Annotated in this window: 12 protein-coding genes and 1 riboswitch; of the genes, 4 read left to right on the forward strand and 8 right to left on the reverse strand. The window is 62.6% G+C overall.

What is annotated here, in order from left to right; genetic code table 11:
- Positions 1–69 precede the first annotated feature (69 nt).
- The 4 genes from purD to ASE71_RS15130 all read right to left on the reverse strand — a co-directional run bounded on the left by purD (position 70) and on the right by ASE71_RS15130 (position 6,226).
- Positions 70–1,341 carry a phosphoribosylamine--glycine ligase gene (gene purD, locus ASE71_RS15115; RefSeq protein WP_060516358.1) on the reverse strand — a complete coding sequence of 424 codons (1,272 nt, stop codon included), beginning with the start codon at positions 1,339–1,341 and terminating at the stop codon, positions 70–72.
- Between the two features lie 108 nt (positions 1,342–1,449).
- Positions 1,450–3,819 (reverse strand): putative bifunctional diguanylate cyclase/phosphodiesterase, encoded by a 2,370-nt coding sequence (locus tag ASE71_RS15120; protein ID WP_034801106.1) that lies wholly within the window; start codon positions 3,817–3,819, stop codon positions 1,450–1,452.
- The gene (locus ASE71_RS15125; RefSeq protein ID WP_034801108.1) at positions 3,816–4,856 is read right to left on the reverse strand and encodes an ABC transporter substrate-binding protein; all 1,041 of its coding nucleotides are present in this window, start codon (positions 4,854–4,856) and stop codon (positions 3,816–3,818) included. Before ASE71_RS15125 ends, ASE71_RS15120 begins: the two co-directional genes overlap by 4 nt.
- A gap of 173 nt (positions 4,857–5,029) precedes the next feature.
- Positions 5,030–6,226 carry an MFS transporter gene (locus tag ASE71_RS15130; protein WP_060516356.1) on the reverse strand — a complete coding sequence of 399 codons (1,197 nt, stop codon included), beginning with the start codon at positions 6,224–6,226 and terminating at the stop codon, positions 5,030–5,032.
- Between the two features lie 109 nt (positions 6,227–6,335).
- On the opposite strand from ASE71_RS15130, the gene ASE71_RS15135 reads away from it, so the two are divergent.
- The 3 genes from ASE71_RS15135 (at position 6,336) to ubiA (ending at position 9,162) form a co-directional block, all read left to right on the forward strand.
- A complete protein-coding gene (locus tag ASE71_RS15135) occupies positions 6,336–7,151 on the forward strand; it encodes an AraC family transcriptional regulator (protein WP_060516355.1) in 816 nt (271 codons plus the stop codon).
- A 170-nt stretch (positions 7,152–7,321) separates the two neighbouring features.
- Complete coding sequence (locus ASE71_RS15140) at positions 7,322–8,128, forward strand: MipA/OmpV family protein (RefSeq protein WP_060516353.1); 807 nt, start codon at positions 7,322–7,324, stop codon at positions 8,126–8,128.
- A 74-nt stretch (positions 8,129–8,202) separates the two neighbouring features.
- Complete coding sequence (gene ubiA, locus ASE71_RS15145) at positions 8,203–9,162, forward strand: 4-hydroxybenzoate octaprenyltransferase (protein WP_060516351.1); 960 nt, start codon at positions 8,203–8,205, stop codon at positions 9,160–9,162.
- Positions 9,163–9,563: 401 nt separating this feature from the next.
- On the opposite strand, the gene ASE71_RS15150 is transcribed toward ubiA, so the two are convergent.
- Positions 9,564–10,130: a DUF6101 family protein gene (locus ASE71_RS15150; RefSeq protein WP_034801118.1), complete on the reverse strand. Its 567-nt coding sequence runs from the start codon at positions 10,128–10,130 to the stop codon at positions 9,564–9,566.
- 343 nt (positions 10,131–10,473) lie between these two features.
- Here ASE71_RS15150 and ASE71_RS15155 point away from each other — a divergent pair, with 343 nt between their 5' ends.
- On the forward strand, positions 10,474–12,948 hold the full coding sequence (locus tag ASE71_RS15155; protein ID WP_034801120.1) for a DUF1217 domain-containing protein: 2,475 nt from the start codon (positions 10,474–10,476) through the stop codon (positions 12,946–12,948).
- Between the two features lie 69 nt (positions 12,949–13,017).
- On the opposite strand, the gene ASE71_RS15160 is transcribed toward ASE71_RS15155, so the two are convergent.
- The 3 genes from ASE71_RS15160 to ASE71_RS15170 form a co-directional block, all read right to left on the reverse strand.
- Complete coding sequence (locus tag ASE71_RS15160; protein ID WP_060516349.1) at positions 13,018–14,451, reverse strand: FAD-binding oxidoreductase; 1,434 nt, start codon at positions 14,449–14,451, stop codon at positions 13,018–13,020.
- Between the two features lie 144 nt (positions 14,452–14,595).
- Positions 14,596–15,570: an L-threonylcarbamoyladenylate synthase gene (locus ASE71_RS15165; RefSeq protein WP_060516346.1), complete on the reverse strand. Its 975-nt coding sequence runs from the start codon at positions 15,568–15,570 to the stop codon at positions 14,596–14,598.
- Positions 15,571–15,647: 77 nt separating this feature from the next.
- A complete protein-coding gene (locus ASE71_RS15170) occupies positions 15,648–16,247 on the reverse strand; it encodes a DUF6656 family protein (protein WP_060516344.1) in 600 nt (199 codons plus the stop codon).
- Positions 16,248–16,564: 317 nt separating this feature from the next.
- Positions 16,565–16,766: riboswitch (cobalamin riboswitch) on the forward strand.
- Positions 16,767–16,829 lie beyond the last annotated feature (63 nt).

Consider the following 16,829-nt stretch of genomic DNA (forward strand, 5'->3'; position numbering starts at 1 on the left):
GCGCTCCCTTACTTTCCCGTCAGGAGAATTGGTAAAAATAGAATGATCCGCGAATTGACCGGTTTCCGGTCAGGCCTTCTCGCGCGCGACCGCGCGCCAGCCGATATCGTGCCGGTAGAAGCCGTTGTCCCAGGAAACGGCCGACAGCGCCGCATAGGCCCTGTCCTTGGCCTCGCCGGCACTTGCCCCTGTCGCCGTAATGTTGAGCACACGGCCACCGGTTGCGACCAGGCCTCCGTCCTTCATCGCTGTGCCGGCGTGGAACACCTTGGTGGTGTCGGATGCTGCGGGGAGGGCGTCAATCGGGGTGTTCTTCGCGTAGCTGCCCGGATAGCCCTTGGAGGCCATCACGACGGTCAGCGCCGTCTCGTCGCGCCATTCCACAGTCATGCCGGCGAGCGTGCCGGTCGCCGCGGCATAGAGAAGCGGCAGAAGATCGCTCTTCATGCGCATCATCAGCACCTGGCATTCCGGGTCGCCGAAGCGGACGTTGTATTCGATGAGTTCCGGTCCTTTGGCGGTGATCATCAGCCCGGCAAAGAACACGCCGGAGAAGGGATGGCCGCTTTCCGCCATGCCGCGCATCGTCGGCTCGATGATTTCCTTCATCGTGCGCTCGATCATCTCTGACGTCATGACCGGGGCCGGCGAGTAGGCGCCCATGCCGCCGGTGTTCGGTCCGGTATCGCCGTCGCCGACGCGCTTGTGGTCCTGGGCCGACGCGAGCGCCAGCGCCGTCTTGCCGTCTGAGAGGCAGAAGAAGCTTGCCTCCTCGCCATCGAGATAGGCTTCTACGACCACTTCGGCGCCGGCGGCGCCAAAGGCGCCGGCGAAACAGTCGTCGACGGCGGCGAGCGCCTCGTCGAGCGTCATGGCGACGGTGACACCCTTGCCGGCGGCGAGACCATCGGCCTTGATGACGATCGGTGCGCCCTGTTCACGCACATAGATCTTGGCGCTCTCCGCATCGGTGAAGCGGCCATAGGCGCCGGTCGGAATATCGTAGCGGGCGCAGAGATCCTTGGTGAAGCCCTTGGAGCCTTCAAGCTGGGCGGCCGCGGCAGAGGGGCCAAAGACGGCGATGCCGGCTGCGCGCAGCACGTCGGCGATGCCGGCGACCAGTGGACCCTCAGGTCCTACCACGACGAAATCGATCGCTTCCTTGCGGCAGAAGTCGGCGACCGCTGCATGGTCGTCCGTGTCGAGCGCGATGATTTCCGCTTCTTCGGCGGTGCCGGGATTGCCCGGTGCGGCATAAAGCTTCGTCAGTTTCGGCGACTGCGCGATCTTCCATGCAAGGGCGTGTTCGCGCCCACCCGATCCGATCAGAAGAACCTTCATTGCAGCCCCCGATATCCCGAAAAATGTTGCGCTGCGGTTAGGACGGCAGGGCGGCAAGGTCAAGGGAAAACGGGAGTTCGGGTGGCGATTCTCGCAATCGCCACCATCTCAGGCGATGGCCTGGCGGCTCTGTTGCTCGTCCAGCGCTTCGTCGTGCGCATAACGCGCGGTGCGTGTCAGCGCCCAGATCGCCAGATCCTCGATCGGCAGCGGCTTGCTGATGAGGTAACCCTGGAACAGGTCGCAGCCGGCAGCCGTCAGCATGGAGAGTTTCTCCGGCGTGTCGATGCCTTCGCCGACGACCGCGACGTCCTTGGCGTGGCAGAGCGCGATCAGCGCCTTCAATACCGGCAGGGAATGCGACGCGGTGAGGTTCGACACCAGCGCCCGGTCGAGCTTGATGGTATCGGCGGTGTATTCGATGATCTGCTGCACGGACGTGTAGCCGGCGCCGAAATCGTCGATCGAAAGCCGGAAGCCGTTCTGGCGGAGCGCATCGATGTTGCGGCGAAGCTGGTCGCTGAACTTGACGGCGAAGGTTTCGGTAAGCTCGATCTCGATCGAGCGTGCCTCCAGCCCATGCCGTTCCAGGCAGTCGGCGAAGTGGTCGGCGATCGCCTTGGAATGTAGTTCGGCCGAGGAAATGTTGATGGCGAGCACTGTTTCGGGGCCGAACAGGGCCTTCAACTGGCCGCAGTCGGACATCGCCTTGTTGATCACCCACCAGTCGATCTTGGTGAAGAGCCCCGAGCTTTCGGCGATCGGCACGAATTCATCCGGGGTGACATTGCCGAGCACCGGCGAGTACCAGCGCAGCAGCGCCTCGCAGCCGGTGACCCGGCCCTCGGTATCGACCATCGGCATGTAGACGAGGTGGAACTGTTCGTCCGGATCGAGCGAGCGCAGCTCGTCCTGGATCTGGCGCAGCCGCGTGCGCTTGTCGTGAAGTGCGCGCGAGTAGCGGGCGGAGCGGTTCTTGCCGCTGGTCTTGGCCTGATACATTGCCGCATCGGCATTCGCGATCAGTTCGGTGAGGTTGGTGGCGTCATCCGGGCAGATCGCAGCGCCGATGCTTGCGGTCACCGGATAACGCTTGTCGGAGACTTCGAAGCCGTCCTCGAACAGCGAGAGGATGGCGCCCGAGATTTCCCGGACCGTTCCGTCGCCCGGGCGCGAGCGCACCAGCACGGCGAATTCGTCGCCTGAAAGGCGCGCGAGGATCGCCGGCTTCTGGCCGCGGCGCTCGGTGATCACGTCGACCCGCTCGGCGATGCGGGCCGCCAAGGTTTTCAGGAGTTCGTCGCCGATCTCGTGACCATGCTTGTCGTTGACGAACTTGAAGTTGTCGATGTCGATGAAAAGCAGGCTGCACTTCTCGCCGGCCGCGATCGCCTCGCGAACGACGCCGGCAGCGAGTGCGTTGAAGTGGCCGCGGTTGCTGATCCCGGTCAGCGTATCGGTCCAGGAACTGCGCTGCACGAGCTTCAGCGATTGCACCGACTGGCGGTGCAGTTCGCGGATGTTTTCCGTGAGGCGGCCGATCTCGCCCTTTTCTTCCATATCGCGGATTTCGTCGCGCGCACCCACCATCACGGCCATCACATTGGCGTCGAGAGTGGCGATCGGATCGGTGATGAAGCGGCGGATCAACATGATGATCAACCAGATCGAGAACAGGCTCATGGCGACGGCGCCGAGCGCCAGCAGGATTTTCTGCCGCGCCATCAGCGCGTCGAAATGCTCGCTCGAAACGGTGAGCGTCGCATAGAGCGAAGGTCCGAGATGCACGCTTGCCGAAAGGTCGTCGGTGATGGCCTGCGGCCAGGGCTGCAGAACGATGTCGGATCCGTATTCCTTCTTCAGCGCCTGCTGCATGTCGAGGAAGCGGTCGGGCTGGATCGCGACCTGGACGAGCAGGGCGTTCGATTTCTTGCTCGGCAACGGCCGGGTAAAGGCAATGGGGTCGAGGAAGAAGGAATAGACGATGCGCGGTCTCTGGCCCGCTTCGTAGAGATAGGTCCAGTCAGCGAGCTTGTCTTCGCGGATCAGCCGGCGGGCAAGGTTGAGCTGCGCCTCGTCGATTTCGGCGAACGGATCCCAGCTGTTTTCAAAATAGTATTCGGACTTGAGTTCCGAGCTCAGAAGCGCGAGCGAAACATAGCCCGTCGGATCGTCGAGCAGCGATTTGACGCTCTCCTGCAGCCGGACGCCGAGCGCATTGGCCCTGTAGCTCGCATCGGTTTCGGAAACGTACTGGCGCAGCGAATTGCCGTTCAGCAGCGCATTGAGAAAGCCCTTGCTGCGGCCGATCTCGTTCTGGAAGACGGCGGCCGCATGTTCAAGGCGCTGCGACAGCTTGGCATGCTCGAGCGCGCGGATGGAGCGGCTCTGCGTGACGTGGACCGAGACCGCCGCCAGCAGATAGCCGGCAAGCACCACGGGAAAGATCAGGATGAGCGCGCGTTTGCCGAGGTTCACTGGAAATTCGCCAATGTGCTGATGATACGCCGGCGCAGTTGCACCGACTCTGTGGACAGTTCCTGTTGATACTGGCTCTTGGCCAGAATGTCGGGCGAGGGGTAGATCGCCGGGTCGGAGCGAACCTCTTCCGGCAGGAGTGCGTGGGCCGCCCGGCTTGCCGTCGGCATGTTGAGCGCCAGCGCGTTGGCGGCGGCACTTCCCGGCGAACCGAGATAGTCGAGCAGCGCCAGCGCCCGATCCTTGTTTTGCGAATTGGCAACGACGGACATGCAGTCGAGCCAGGAGAGTGTGCCTTCCTTCGGAACCGCATAACGCCACACGCCAGGGGTGCCGGCCTTGGCGTTCAGCACGTGCTGGTCGCCGCTGTAGCCGAGCGCCATGTAGATGTCCTTGCTGACTGCAGGGTTCTGGATCGCGCTGATGATGTATTCGTAGGTGAGCACCGAAGGGGCCTGTTCCTTCATCAGCGTAAAGGCGGCCTTCAGCGTGCTGCTGTCGTTGGTATTGATCGATTGGCCGAGCAGCATCAACGGGGCGACGAAGGCCTCGTTGTGGTCGTCGTACATGGCCACATGCTTGGCAAGCGCAGCGGCAGGGCGCATCAGGTCCTGCCAGGAGGTCGGCGCTTCGGCTAAGACGTCGGAACGGTAGAGAATGCCCATCGTGCCCCAGAGATAGGGCAGGCCCCGGCCGGAGCAGCGCTTGCGCCAGCTCTCGTCATAGTCTCTGAGCGAGGCGACGTTGGTCTCGTCGATTTTTTCGAGAACGCCCTTGCGACCGAAGAGGGCGGCGCTGTTTTCGCCGGTCACCACCAGGTCGACGCGGCTGTTCGGATCGGCCAGCACCTCGTCGCGGGTATCGCCGCTGTCGTAATAGACCTGGTGCACTGACACGCCTGTAATCGACGACCAGCGGTCGAGGATCTTCTGGTCGATATAGGATTCCCAGATGAGCAGGTTCAGGGTCTCGGCCGGTGCCGCCGTTGCAAAGAGCAACGTCGCCAGTAAGGCCGGAATCGCCGTTCGCCCCTGCATTGTGTACCCCTGCCCAAGCCCGTCAGACGACCGTAGCGCGCAAAAATTGATGAATGATTACGTAGGGCTGCGACGAGTGGCCGGGGTGCCGCGTGCCGTTTGCCGCACAGACGAAAACCGGGCGCCGCATGGCGGCGCCCGGTCCGGTTTTCTGTTTTTTTCTGCCGGAGCGGCTATCGCGTCGGGATCTTCGGCAGGAGGATCGTCAGGATGCCGAGCAGCGGCAGATAGGAGCAGATCGTGTAGACGAACTCGATGCCCTGCCGGTCGGCGAAGATGCCGAGTACGGCAGCGCCCATACCGCCGAAACCGAAGGCGAACCCGAAGAAGACGCCGGCAATCAGTCCGACGCGACCGGGAACCAGCTCCTGGGCGAAGACGACGATCGCCGAGAAGGCCGAGGAGAAGATCAGGCCGATGATGACGGAGAGCACGCCGGTCCAGAAGAGGTTCGCATAGGGCAGCATCAGCGCGAAGGGGATGACGCCGAGGATCGAGAACCAGATGACGAAGCGGGCGCCGTAGCGGTCGCCGATCGGGCCGCCGAGGAAGGTCCCGGCGGCGGCAGCGCCCAGGAACAGGAACAGCATCAACTGCGCCTGCTGTACGTCGATGCCGAATTTCTCGATGACGAAGAAGGTGAAGTAGCTGGAGATGCTCGCCATGTAGACGTTCTTGGTGGCCGTCAAAAGCACGAGCACGGCAACAGCCCACATCACCCGGCCTTTCGGCAGAGGCAGCGCCCGGCTCGGCGCAGCGCGGCTCATGGTCGTACGGCGATGGCGGACATACCAGGTGCTGACCCAGGAGAGCACGAAGAAGCCGATGATCGCGACGATCGAGAACCAGCTGAGGCTGCCCTGGCCGAAGGGGATGACGATGAAGGCGGCGAGCAGCGGACCCATGGCGCTGCCGGCATTACCGCCCACCTGGAACAGCGACTGCGCCAGGCCATGGCGGCCGCCGGAGGCGAGGCGCGCGATGCGGGAGGACTCCGGATGGAAGATCGCCGAGCCGACGCCGATCAGGCTGGCAGCAACCAGAAGAACCCAGAAGTCATGGGCGTTGGCGAGCAGGATCAGGCCGCTGCAGGTCGACAGCATGGCGAGCGGCAGGGAATAGGGCAGGGCCCAGCGGTCGGTGATGATGCCGACGGCCGGCTGCAGCATCGATGCCGTCAGCTGGAAGGTAAAGGTCAGTAGGCCGATCTGCACGAAGTCGAGCGAGTAGTTCGCCTTCAGCAGCGGATAGAGTGCCGTCAGCAGCGACTGCATGATGTCGTTCAGCATATGGCAGAAGCTGACTGCCAGGATGACGGAGAAAGCCGTCTTCTCCGGGGAGATCCCGGAAGTTGAAGTCACGGTAGACATGGGTGATTCCTTGCCGTCTCGAAGGTTGTGTGCGGCGTGGCCTATCTCTACTGAGGTTGCGGTTGGCCTGCTTTTGTGATCTGGTCGATTTCTTTCGTGAGTGGGCCAAATGCCGATCCGCCGATATCCGCTGCCGCAGCTTCCCGATGACGATCACTTCCGGAACCTCGACTGGGTCGAGACGGGAAACGCCCCGGTGCTCGCGCTCGGACGGGATTACAATGCCGGCCTCCTCGTGCCTTTTCACAAACACACCCGGACCCAGCTGTGGTGGGCGCGCGGCGGCGTCGTGCTGATGCGCACCGAGCGCGGGCGATGGATGGTGCCGCCCGGCCACGCTCTGTTGATCCCGGCGGGCGTGGAGCATTCGGCCGAGATGATCAGCGACGTGCGCATGCACTCGATCTATTTCGCGCCGGACCTTTTGCGCGCCGAGCGGCCGATGGTGATGGAAATCAACCCGCTGGCCGGCAGCCTCGTCGATGCGCTCGTCAGCGTAGAGAACGAGGCGATGTCGGAGCGGCGCGAACAACTGGTGACTGATCTGCTTTTGGAGGAAATCGGCCGGCTGCGGGAGCGCCCACTCGGCCTGCCGTTCCCGCGCGACGAAAAGCTTGCGGCGCTCTGCCGGCAATTCCTGCAGGCGCCGTCGGCGGCCGCAAGCATCGACCAGTGGGCCGACAGGCTGGGTCTCAGCCGCCGCTCGTTCACGCGGCTGTTTCGCAACGAGACGGGCGTCAGTTTCGTCACCTGGCGCCAGCAGGCCTGCATCTTCGCCTCGCTGCCGCTTCTGGCCGACGGCGAGCCGATCATCAATGTGGCGCTCGATGCCGGTTATGAGAACGTCGCGGCCTTTACGACGATGTTCCGCCGCATGCTCGGCAGCCCGCCGAGCGTCTATCTGAAGACCTATCTCGGCCAGTGACCGCGGGCAGCTACGGCGCTCATGGGAAACGAAAGCTGAATTGACCTGGTTAACGGAATCGTAGGAACAAGGGCCAATAACTCGCCCTGTGCCGTTCCTGCCCACTCCCTCCTTCGGCCCGACGGCACGGCCAATTTCGCCCCGGCGAATGAATCTTCCGGAGTTGTTTCTTGCGTATCCGTTCTCTTGTTTTCCTTTCTGGAACCCTTTTGCTGTCGGCAAATGCCGCCTCCGCCGGTGACGGCCAACATTTCTGGTCCGGTGACTGGTACCTGAAGGTCGGCGCCACCGGCTTTTACGGCCCGAAATACGAAGGCGCTTCCAAGCGCATGTTCCAGGCGGCCCCGCTGATCTCGCTCGGCAAGGCCGGCAGCACGGTCCGCTTCTCCTCGCGCAACGACAACATGTCCTATGCGCTGGTCGACCAGGGCAGCTTCCGCGCCGGTCTTGTCGGAAAGCTGATTTTCGAACGCGATGCCGGCACGTCCAGCGACCTCAAGGGACTTGATCCGGTCAAGTTCGGCGGTGAAGCCGGCGGCTTTGCCGAGGTCTACCCGACCGACTGGCTGCGTGTGCGCGCCGAAGTCCGCCAGGGTATCCGCAGTCACCACGGCGTCGTTGCCGATGTCGCGGCGGACGCCTTTGCCGATGTCAGCAGCAATGTCCGCATTTCCGGCGGCCCGCGCCTGTCGGCAGCCAGCAGCGGCTACTACACGGCCTATTACGGCGTGAATGATCGCGAGGCGACGGCCTCCGGTCTCAGCAACTATACCCCGCATGGCGGCGTCGGCTCGGCCGGTATCGGTGCTGCGATCACTTGGCAGGCAACCGAAAAGCTCGAGACGAGCGCCTATGCCGAATACAAGCGCCTGCTTGGCCCGGCGGCCGATTCCAGCCTCGTTCGCGAACGCGGCAGCCGCAACCAGGTTCTCGTCGGTCTGTCAGCCACATACCGCTTCGACTTCACGCTTCCCTGATCAGGCGTTTTCCTCCCGTGGTCGGCGGCGATCTCGCCGCTTGACCGGCCGGGCCTGCGGCGTCAAACAGGGATATGAACACAATCTCTGCCGATTCCGGCCGCGTTCAGGACGCGCCGTCCAACAACTGGGTCTATCGCGTGCTGCCGCGTGCGCTCTGGCCCTATGCGCAGCTTGCCCGCTGGGACCGTCCGATCGGCTGGCAATTGCTGCTGCTGCCTTGCCTCTGGTCCGTGGCCCTGGCGTCGGGTGTGTCGGCGAGTGCCGGTCAATTCTCCTTCGGCCGCTTCCTGTTCCATTGCTTCCTGTTCACTGTCGGCGCCATCGCCATGCGTGGTGCTGGCTGCACCTACAACGATATCGTCGATCACGACATCGACATGGAGGTTGCCCGTACCCGCTCGCGGCCGCTGCCGTCGGGGCGTGTCTCGCGCCTTCAGGCCAAGGTGTTCACGGTGCTGCAGGCACTTGTCGGCCTTGTCGTGCTGCTGCAGTTCAACACCTTCTCGATCGTGCTCGGCATCCTGTCGCTGGCGATCGTCGCGATCTATCCCTTCGCCAAGCGGTTTACCGACTGGCCGCAGTTCTTTCTGGGGTTGGCGTTTTCCTGGGGCGCGCTGATGGGCTGGGCGACCGAATTCGGCACGTTGTCGGTTGCCGCCGTTCTGCTTTACGGCGCGGCCATCGCCTGGACGATCGGTTACGACACGATCTACGCTTACCAGGACAAGGAGGACGATGAGCTGATCGGCGTGCGCTCGACGGCGCGGCGTTTCGGTGAAAACCCGCGCCCCTGGCTGATCGGCCTTTATGGCATCGCGACGCTGCTCGTCCTTCTGTCGTTCGTCGCAGCCGGCGCCGGTGCCGTCGCCTATGTCGGCCTCCTGATCGCAGCAGCGATGCTGACCTATCAGATCCTCGTCCTGAACATCCATGATCCTGCACAGTGCCTGGCGCTGTTCAAGTTCAACAGCATCGTCGGTCTGATCATCTTCGCCGGGCTGGTGCTGGCGCTTCTCCTGCGCCTGACATGAAAAATCCTCCGTTGCGGCGGAGGATCGTCTTCATTGCCCCATGGTCGGCCCGCCTGTTGCGGGCCGCAAAAATCTCAGGCCCAGCTGATGTCGCGGGCGGCCTTGCGCTTCCTCGCCTCGTGACGCGCACGGAAGCTGGACAGGACGGCGGCAACGACTGAGGCGATGTGCTTGCGCATCGGGTTTCTCCTTCTTTCGTGGACTTGGCTATGCAGCCCATATGGCACGAAGAAGGCGACGCAACTGTTTCCGGGGGAACATTCGGTAAATCGTCAGGGGAGGCGGCGACGACCCCAGTGCATGCGTGCACGAAGAAAATGTCCCGACAGATCTGGCCTCGCCAAACGCGACAGCCGGCCGCAGGGAACGGCCGGCTGTCGCGCTGGAGGTAGGCTCTGCAATCAGCTGCGGGCGATGATCTCGCGCCCGTCGATCTTCATGTGTACGCCAAGCGTGCCGGTGGAGCGGCGCACGAGGAAGCGCGGGCGGCGCTCTGCGAAGAAGGAGTGGCGGCGGCGCGGCTTGACGGGCGCGGTGCGCACGTCGCCAAGGTGCTCTTCGAGCGGCCTTGCCACGCCATCCGCCTCGACCATGAGCATCGGAATGCGATAAGCTTCTGCCCAGGCGCGCCAGTCGGCTGCGATGTCGGACAGGTCGTGTGCGACGAGCAGCGGGACACAGAGGTCCGGGTCGTCGTGATGAAGTTCCAGCGTCACTGTAACGTCTCCGTCGCCGTGATCGATCGCGCGAGCCGCGACCCCCTTGAATGCGCGCGCCGGCAGTGCGATCGAAAGCGGCAGGCCGCTCGATGGTAGCACCTTGCGCAGAACTGCGCCACGCTCGTCCAGGCTGATCGTGACATTACCGGTGTGACCGCGCAAGGCGTAGCTCGCCTGCTGTGGAAAGCGCTGCGGATCAAGACGGAGCGTGTTTTCGACCCATGCGGGTTGAGAGAGTGTGTTGCGCATTTCAATCGCCCTTGTTTTTCCTTGAGAGCCGGTTTCCGGTCTTCTCGTCGGGACTTTTCGTCCTCTATGAGCGGGAGAATAGGCGGCGCCCTTTCCGAACGACTTAAAATTCGCGGTTAAGAAAACTTTGCGTTTCTCGATGGTTAGCAAAAGCCGACCGGTCAGGGTTTCCGTTTCGTCAACAGCGCGGCCGCATTCGTTCCGATCAGGCGCACCTTTGCCGTCGTTCGAACTGCCGGGAAAAGCCACACGCAAGCCAGTCCTGCAATCATGACGCGTCAGAATTCTGTTTCGGGGCTCGGGTCCAGCCTGTCCCCATGGGTAACCGACAAGGCGCCAGGGCATGGTATCGACCTATCTCGACTACAGTCGCATCACGCGGGACATGAGGAGCAGCCTCAACCGCATTGCCCAGCAGCCGCAGATCGCGCGCGAAGCGGAGTATTATAAAGAGAACATCGGCAGCGTGAAAACTGTCGAGGAGTTTCTGAACGACTATCGACTCTACTCATACGCGATGAAAGCGCATGGCCTGGAGGACATGACCTATGCCAAGGCCTTCATGCGCAAGGTGCTGGAAAGCGATCTTTCGGACGAAAGCAGCTTTGCCAACCGTCTCACCGATGAACGCTACCGCAACTTCGCGCAGGCCTTCAGCTTCAGCTCGTCGAAGCCGGTGGCTCAAACCAACGCACAGCAGGATGCGCTGATCGGTCTCTACAACGAGCGGATCGCCAGCCTCGACACGGCCATGCGCGGAGAGATGGCCTATTTTGGCGCGGCCATGGATCTCGTCACCGATGTCGACAAGTTCCTCGGCAACGAACGACTGCGTTCGTTTGCCTTCACCGTCTTCGATATTGACCCGAAGACGTTCAACTACACCGAGGTCCGCGACGCGCTGACCAGCGACCCTGCCGCTCTGACCGCAAGCCGCACGGCCGCTGTGACGAGGCGGGAAGAAGCGCTCAAGCTGCAGACTGACCTTCAGACGCGGCTCAAGTCCCTCGGGGAGATTAACAGGCTGACGTCCGAACTTGCGGAGGCGCCCGCTGCCGACAAGCCGGCGATTCAGGCCAAGATCGACGAGCACAACGCGATCGTCGCCGATCTCGATGCCAAGCTTCCGCCACGCGACCAGGCGCCCGCGCTGCTCGCATCGCTCGGCGAGGAATTGAACACGCTGAACGGGCGCATCCGCAATCTCGAAACCTACATCAAGTTGGCGGAAACCTTTAACTTCAACGCTGATGGCAGCGTGCCGGCCGGCGAAAAGGCGATAAGCGACGCAAAGAAGACGGAACTCAACAACATCTACGTGTTCAAGAAACCGGGCGAAACGCCGCTCGGCGGCGCGCGCCTGACCGGCGCCGGGGCACTGCTGAACAAGGAATATTACGAAGGCAAGATCGCCGGCGTCACCAGCATCTCCGAGCTGACCAGCGACAGCCGGCTGTTCAACTACCTCGTCACGGCCTTCGGCCTCAAAGCGTCGACGACCGTGCCGTCGACGATCGAAAACATCCTCACCAGCGACATCAACGACCCGAACAGCTACGTCAACACGCAGGGCGGCGAGTACAATGCCGCCTTTAAGGAAATGCACAAAGCCTTCAACTTCCGGCCCGACGGCACGCTGCAGCCCGGCAAGACGGCGCAGGACGCCGATCAGTTGAAGAAGACGTCCGACGGCTACATGGTCCGCTACAATGACAAGGGCGATGCCGAAGACGAAGCCTTGGTCAAGCGCTTCAAGCTGCTGGTCAATTCGATGGAGTCGGTCGACAAGCTGCTGGCCGACAATGGCGTACTGAAGTTCACGCTCAGCGCCTTCGGTCTCGAAGACGAGGGCCTGAGCAAGCGTGATCTGAAGCGCATTCTGACGAGCGATCTCAACGATCCCAGAAGCTACGTCAACACGCTGCGCGACGAACGCTACGTCAAGCTCGTGAAAGCGTTCAACTTCAATCCGGACGGGACTCTCGGCGCACCAAAACTCGCCCAGAGCGACGGCGACATCATGAATACGGCGCGGGCTTATATCGTCGCCAAGTCCCGCTTCGGCACGGACGACGAGAAGAAGATCGCGAAGGAAAAGGCCCAGGAAGAAGCCAAATATTACACCTCCGAGATCGCGAAGATCGAAACGCTGGATGCCTTCCTCAAGAACCGCCGGCTGGTCGACATGGTTCTCGTCGGCGCAGGTATCGATCCGGAGACGGTCAAGTCCGACTATCTCAGGAGTATGTTTACGTCGGATCTCGAAGATCCGAAGAGCTTCATCAACACCGACCCGAATGGGCTGAAGTATCGCGAGATCGTCTCGTCCTTCAACTTCGACAAGGACGGCAAGATCGTCAGGGGCGAGGCAGGGCAGATCCAGACCCGCCGCGGTCTCGTCACCACCGTTGATCTCTTCCTCAATCAGTCGCTCGAAGAGAAGGAGGGCGCCGATAACGGCGGCATTCGCCTGGCGCTCTATTTCAAGCGCAAGGCCTCGGACATCAACACGGCCTACGACATCCTGGCCGATCGCGCCCTGTTCGAGGTCATCAAGACCGCCTACAGCATGCCGGAGGGCTTGCAGAACGCCAAGATCGAGGCCCAGGCGGCCTTTATCGAGCGCACCGTCAACATCAAGGAACTGCAGCAGCCGGGTCAGCTTGAGAAGCTTCTGCAACGCTTCACGGCGCTCTACGACGTCGAGAACAACCAGGATGTATCGCCCGGTCTCGCGATTCTGACTGGCGGCGGCAGCGCTGGCGTCAGTGCCGAGACCTTGCTGTCGCTCTCGCAATTGCGCGCAGGCGGCCGCTGACGCACGCCGTCTGACGGTCAGCCCAAGACTGTTGCTGCATCGCCGCGCACCGCGCGAAACGGCGCGTCGTCAACCGTCGGCGCGCAGCACTTTATCGGGGTTCATGATACCTGCAGGATCGAACGCGTGCTTGATGCGTTGCATCAGCTCGATTTCGATCGGCGCCCGGACCTCGGCGAGTTCGTCGCGCTTCAACTGGCCGATGCCGTGCTCGGCGGAGATCGAGCCGTTGTAGCTCAGAACGATGCCGTGGACGATGGCGTTGATTTCGCGCCAGCGGTCGAGGAAGGCCTGCTTGTCGGCGCCGACTGGCTGCGAAATGTTGTAATGGATGTTGCCGTCGCCCATGTGGCCGAAGGAGCAGATGCGGGCGCCGGGGATCGCTTTCACAACGGCGGCATCCGCCTCCTTCATGAAGGCCGGAATGCTGGAGACGGGCACGGAGACATCGTGCTTGATCGAGCCGCCCTCGGGCTTTTGTGCCGGCGACATGCTCTCGCGCATGTGCCACAGCGCCTTCGCCTGTGTCTCGTTGGCGGCAATCACTGCATTCTCGACGAGGCCGGCCGCATATCCCTGCTCCAGCAGGTCCTGCACCATCCGTTCCGCGCTTTCGGCGCTATCGGACGTCGAGATATCGATCAGCGCGTACCAGGGATGGACCGTTTCCATCGGATCACGAACGCCGGGGATGTGCTTGGTGGTGAATTCGACGCCGAGCCGCGGCATCAGCTCGAAGCCGGTCAACGCCGGCCCGCAAAGGCTGGACGCCTTTTCGAACAGAGCGAGCGCATGCTCGACGCTGCCGACTCCGGCAAAGGCGACCTGATGCCCGAGCGGCTTCGGGAAAAGCTTGAGCACGGCGCCGGTGATCACGCCGAGCGTGCCCTCGGCACCGATGAAGAGATCGCGCAGGTCGTAACCGGTATTGTCCTTCTTCAACCGGCGCAGCCCGTCCCAGATTTCGCCGGTCGGCAGCACCACTTCGAGGCCGAGGCAGAGCTGGCGCATATTGCCATAGGCAAGCACGGCGGTGCCGCCTGCATTGGTGGAGAGATTGCCGCCGATGCGGGCTGAACCTTCCGAGCCGAGCGACAGTGGGAACAGGCGATTGTGCTCGTCCGCCGCCTTCTGGATATCGGCGAGGATACAGCCGGCATCGGCGACGATGACATTGCCGACCGGATCGATGTCGCGAATGCGGTTCAGCCGTTCCAGCGAAAGAACGATGTCTGCCTTGCCCTCCCGCGGGATCTGCCCGGCGACATGGCCGGTGTTGCCGCCCTGCGGCACAATCGCCGTGCGGGTGGCGCTCGCGAGCTTCATGATGCGCGAGACCTCGTCGACGTTGGCCGGACGCAGGACCATCGGCGTCGTGCCGCGGTAAAGTCCGCGCGATTCGACGAGATAGCGCGCCTTGTCGGCTTCGTCCGTCAGCACGTTGGTGTTGCCGACGATCTCGGCGAAGGAAGCGATGAGTTCGGGAGAGGGAAGGGTGGTCATGGGCCTCACTTCGCATTGCGCCTGCGCGCGCTATCGGATCGGTCGATCTGAGGATCTGGTCCTCGGTTCCTGGTCGGCGGCGATCATAACCGCAATTGGTGCCGTTCGATGAGGGTGGGTGCGGAGAAGATGCCGCACACTATCTTACCCTCGTGGTGCCGCCGCCCGTTGTAACCGGTCGATGATGGCTTCCCCCAACCCGTCCGAAGGGATCGGCCCGAAGGCGATGGTCTCTGCGCCGCTGGCATCCGCCCGCTTCATATAGTCGAAGAGATTGGCGGCGGCTTCGCGCAGATTGCCAGTCGGGCTGAGATCGAGAACGACGGCCGCCTGCTCTTCGCCGGCGATCCGATTGCCGCCGAAACGGATCAAGGCTTCGCCCGCATGCACCTCGGCGGCATCGAGCCGGACGGCAGCGCCGGGCGCGTAGTGCGAGGCGAGCATGCCCGGCGCCTCGATCGTCGCTCCCGCCGTCTCCGGCCGGGTCACCGGACGGCCAAGCAGGCGTTCGATCTCGGCGGCATCGAGGCCACCCGGCCGAAGCAGCCGGATCTCGTCGCCGTCTACCTTGATGATCGTCGATTCAAGGCCGATTTGGGCCTGGCCGGCGTCGAGGATCAGCTTCAGTTTTTCGCCGAGATCGGCTTCCACATGGACCGCACTGGTCGGGCTGATCTTGCCCGACGTATTGGCGCTGGGTGCGGCCAGTGGTCGCCCGAAGTGGGCGATTACCCGGCGCGAGAAACCGTCGGGCATGCGGATGCCGAGCGTGTCGAGGCCGGCGGACGCCAGCGCATGAACCGTGCTGTCGGCGCGCTGCCGAAGGATCAGCGTCAGCGGGCCCGGCCAGAAGGCTTCGGCCAGCTGCCTCGAAATCGGATCGAAATGCACATGGGCTTCGGCCATCGCCATGTCGGAAACATGCGAGATCAGCGGATTGAAGCGCGGGCGCCCCTTCATCTCGTAGATGCGACTGATCGCATCGGGATTGGTAGCGTCGGCGGCAAGGCCGTAGACGGTCTCGGTCGGAATGGCGACCGGCTCGCCTTCGGCAAGAACGGCGCAGGCGCGCGCGATCGCGCGGTCCGGTTCTCTATCCGTGTCGATGATCTCAGCCATGCCGTTTCCTTTCCGACGCTTCCTTAACGGACGCACCGGAAAAACAGAACGATTTTCTTTGAAGGAACCGGTTCGGCTCAGAGGCTGCGAATGATGCGACGCAACGCGTCATCCTTGGCGCCAAGCATCAGTACGTTTTTCAGCGCGACCTTGGGATCATCGGTGCGAAACAGCAGCCCGTTGTCACGAAAGTTGCGGTTGATGACCATTTGCCCGGCTTCGGCGCCCGGTTCGATGGCGACGGCGAAGTACATGCGTGAATAGCCGGGCTGGATACTCTCGAAAAAATGCGTCTCGTCGCCCAGGTTGCAGAAGAAGTTGGCGAAGTAGAAGGACCAGGTGATGTCCTTGGAGGGAGTAACCGGCGTACGCGCCGCCGTCACGTGACAGTAGCCGAGATGCGGCCGGCCGACGAGCGTGCGGTGGAAGATCATCTTCGGGAACTGGATCGAGGTGTGGAACCCGTTGATCCGCTTATGGGTCGTGTCGCCGGCGGTGCTGAGCTTCTTGCCCGTCCTGTCTGCGACTTCCTCATAGCTCAAATACCGGCGTTCGCTCGGCAACCATTGCCTGCGGTTGATCCGGCCCGTGCGCAGGAATTCGGTATGAACCGCCACCTTCGGCGGGATTGTCGGCAGCTTCTCGGCTGTCGCGTCGTAGTATCTCAACTTTGCCATGATCGTCAGCGCGCCATCTGCCTGCCTGCAGGACCTCTCTCGTCCGCCGGCTAGGCTAGCGGCTCATGGTTAATGAATGATTTCGTCCTGGCTGCATCATTAGCGTTCTCTATCTGACGCGATGTCGCAAACGGGCGAAACCCTCCCGCATCTGCGCCGACCGCGCCGCAAAAGTCGGCAAATGCCCAAGATGTGATCTATCTATATGTTTGCAATGTAAAAATTCTAAGACGGTGGCCTTTTGTGGCGGTTTTTTCCGTGTCGTCATTCTGGAATTGGATGTCGCTATCGGGCAGCTGCCAAGGCGACTTCCGCGATTACATATCCTTACTCAAGGTGCCGTCTTCGAAGGGAAGATGGAGAATTGGGAAGCCGGTCAAATCCCGGCGCTGCCCCCGCAACGGTGGTGGAGCGAAAGCCTCGGCAAAGGCCACTGGACGGTTCGTCCGGGAAGGCGCCGGGCAGGTCCGAAAGGACGGCTCCTGAGCCCGGAAACCAGCCTTGACGGACATAACCGTAACGGGTTGCGGCGGGCAGCCGGATCGGAGCCTCAAACGCATGGGCGTGCGCCCGTGCGGGTTC

It is taken from the genome of Ensifer sp. Root954, assembly GCF_001429005.1.
Classification (GTDB): domain Bacteria; phylum Pseudomonadota; class Alphaproteobacteria; order Rhizobiales; family Rhizobiaceae; genus Ensifer; species Ensifer adhaerens.

Coding starts and splice junctions, on each gene's coding strand:
- purD (WP_060516358.1), bottom strand. CDS start 1,341: ATGAAGGTTCTTCTGATCGGATCGGGTGGGCGCGAACACGCCCTTGCA.
- ASE71_RS15125 (WP_034801108.1), bottom strand. CDS start 4,856: ATGCAGGGGCGAACGGCGATTCCGGCCTTACTGGCGACGTTGCTCTTT.
- ASE71_RS15130 (WP_060516356.1), bottom strand. CDS start 6,226: ATGTCTACCGTGACTTCAACTTCCGGGATCTCCCCGGAGAAGACGGCT.
- ASE71_RS15135 (WP_060516355.1), top strand. CDS start 6,336: ATGCCGATCCGCCGATATCCGCTGCCGCAGCTTCCCGATGACGATCAC.
- ubiA (WP_060516351.1), top strand. CDS start 8,203: ATGAACACAATCTCTGCCGATTCCGGCCGCGTTCAGGACGCGCCGTCC.
- ASE71_RS15150 (WP_034801118.1), bottom strand. CDS start 10,130: ATGCGCAACACACTCTCTCAACCCGCATGGGTCGAAAACACGCTCCGT.
- ASE71_RS15155 (WP_034801120.1), top strand. CDS start 10,474: ATGGTATCGACCTATCTCGACTACAGTCGCATCACGCGGGACATGAGG.
- ASE71_RS15160 (WP_060516349.1), bottom strand. CDS start 14,451: ATGACCACCCTTCCCTCTCCCGAACTCATCGCTTCCTTCGCCGAGATC.
- ASE71_RS15165 (WP_060516346.1), bottom strand. CDS start 15,570: ATGGCTGAGATCATCGACACGGATAGAGAACCGGACCGCGCGATCGCG.
- ASE71_RS15170 (WP_060516344.1), bottom strand. CDS start 16,247: ATGGCAAAGTTGAGATACTACGACGCGACAGCCGAGAAGCTGCCGACA.